A 2,120-nucleotide genomic window follows, 5' to 3' on the forward strand; every position below is an offset into this window, starting at 1 on the left:
TGTGGGAGAGATAGGGGGAAAATTCTGGGACTTTTTCTCTGAAAATTAGGTAATTGACCAGATGAGAATCGGTAAAACCCTACACCCCACACCCCACACCCCACACCCTGTCCCCACGAAAAACTTTTTCAGCAGACCCTAGATAGTCAACAGCTTATTACTTTTGATCGCCCATTGGGCCAATTCCGTGCGATTATGAAGACCGGTTTTATGAAGCATATTCGACACATGACTTTCGATTGTCCGTTGACTAACATTGAGTTTTTCGGCGATTTCCCGATTAGCCAGTCCTTGTGCGACCAATTGTACTACTTTTAATTCCGTTGGGGTTAATTCCACATTACCCGGAACCTGAACAGGAGTGACATCCTCGCAATGGATACGGGTGCTGCGTTTCAGCAACCGGCCCGCTTGTTTGAGGGAAGACTCCACCAGGGCCACTAATTCTTCCGGTTCAAAGGGTTTGACCATATAGACATCGGCGGTTAAACCTGTTATCTTGTCCTGACTTTGCCCCTCAGGGGAGAGAAAGATCACGGGAATGCCACTAAAACGACTGTCCCGACGAATTTTTTCGAGGAACGTATGACCGTCCATTTCCGGCATGATCAGATCACAGATAATCATATCGGGCATTTCCCTTGCCTTGGCAGTATTTGCCCCGCGTTCGAGGATTTCTAGGGCCTCCCGACCGTTTTCTGCGGTTGTCACCCTATAACCACGAAACTCTAGATAATCTTTCACCAAAAGTATTAAATTTGGGTCATCATCGATTAATAAAAGTTGTTTATTGTCTTTGTTGGTCTCTTTCATCGGTATTTTCCGGGCTGCAGGGTTGGGGGAATGGAGACGGACAAAGGATCGATAGGCAAGAGGCAACAGGTAGTTAGATATGTGTAGTTAATTGTGTTTCAGTTAGTTTTAACGCTGTTTTCCTCTATTGTTTCCGGTTCTTCTCTTGGACAGTTCAGGGAAATTGCCGGTAAATCGTGGCGAAGGAAGGCATATTCGGTGACGATTTGATTACCGATTAGGTGTTCTTGGATAATTCTTTCGATCGCTTCCTTGTTTACCCTTCCATACCAGACTCCTTCCGGGTACACTAATAAAATCGGCCCTTGGCTACAAACCCGCAAACAGTTGGCTTTAGTGCGAAAAACACAACCCGGACGGTCGGCACTAGGGCGATCGAGTTCTAATTCACTTAACCGCTTCTTTAAATAATCCCACACTTCTAACCCTTCTTCCTTGTCACAACATTTTGGCTTAGTCTGATCGCAGCAGAGAAATAGATGACGCTGGATCTGGGCCAGTCCCAACTTAGCCACATTTTCCCCCAAGATATCTCTGGTGTCCGCTTCTTCCATAAATTTTTTTTATCAATTAAACTCTTGACATTGAATAGGAAATGTGCATAGCCGACTAAACTTTCGGTTTGAGGATGTAACGATAGATGAGATAAACGATAGCGGCGAGGATTAAAGCGCTTAAAACTGCGCTGACTAGCCGTAAAATCGCCGTTAAAATTGAAAGAGCCACAAAAACCCCCGCCACTGCCACGACTACCTGTGCTGGTGTGGACAGGCTGCCGTACCAAGTTTTCACTTTTTCGAGAGTGGCAGCGAAACTAACCGGGGTAGCAACGGGGGGAAAATCGTCGGTTTCGATTTCCACTTCCACTTCCTCTGGGGTATATTTAGTATCGAACGGTTCGGGAGACTGCATAAACACTCAAGCTACTTAACACTTCATCCCTATTTTATCGGTGATTGGGGTTGACAGGGGTTGGCGCAGAATTAATGTAACATTGACATCCTCGCCGCCGTAAAACGGACGGCGATTCCCAAACCTCACGATTTAGGTTTCTGCTTCTTTCCCTTGCGGGGTTCCGCACCTGCCTTAACAGATTTACTCTGTTCTGGTCATCAGGTCGCTCTACAGACTGACACCGCAAGCCCTGCGGCCAAAATATTTTTACTGGCGTTAATATCTCGGTCATGGTGAGTCCCACAGTCTGGACAGTCCCATTCTCGAACATTTAACGGCATTTTCAAGGGCAATATGCCCACAATTACTACATCTTTTAGAGCTAGGAAACCATCTATCTATTTCGATGTAGT

3 protein-coding genes and 1 pseudogene are annotated in these 2,120 nt (G+C 46.0%); all 4 read right to left on the bottom strand.

Going from position 1 to position 2,120, the window contains the following annotated elements:
- Positions 1-138 precede the first annotated feature (138 nt).
- Positions 139-813 carry a response regulator transcription factor gene (locus tag O9300_RS17825; RefSeq protein WP_287973079.1) on the bottom strand — a complete coding sequence of 225 codons (675 nt, stop codon included), beginning with the start codon at positions 811-813 and terminating at the stop codon, positions 139-141.
- Between the two features lie 98 nt (positions 814-911).
- Positions 912-1,367 carry a (2Fe-2S) ferredoxin domain-containing protein gene (locus tag O9300_RS17830; protein ID WP_287973082.1) on the bottom strand — a complete coding sequence of 152 codons (456 nt, stop codon included), beginning with the start codon at positions 1,365-1,367 and terminating at the stop codon, positions 912-914.
- Positions 1,368-1,422: 55 nt separating this feature from the next.
- Complete coding sequence (locus O9300_RS17835) at positions 1,423-1,725, bottom strand: hypothetical protein (protein ID WP_061432461.1); 303 nt, start codon at positions 1,723-1,725, stop codon at positions 1,423-1,425.
- Between the two features lie 125 nt (positions 1,726-1,850).
- Positions 1,851-2,120: pseudogene (locus tag O9300_RS17840) on the bottom strand (zinc ribbon domain-containing protein); the annotation flags it as partial.

This window comes from Microcystis sp. LE19-195.1E (genome assembly GCF_027532095.1).
GTDB lineage: Bacteria > Cyanobacteriota > Cyanobacteriia > Cyanobacteriales > Microcystaceae > Microcystis > Microcystis aeruginosa.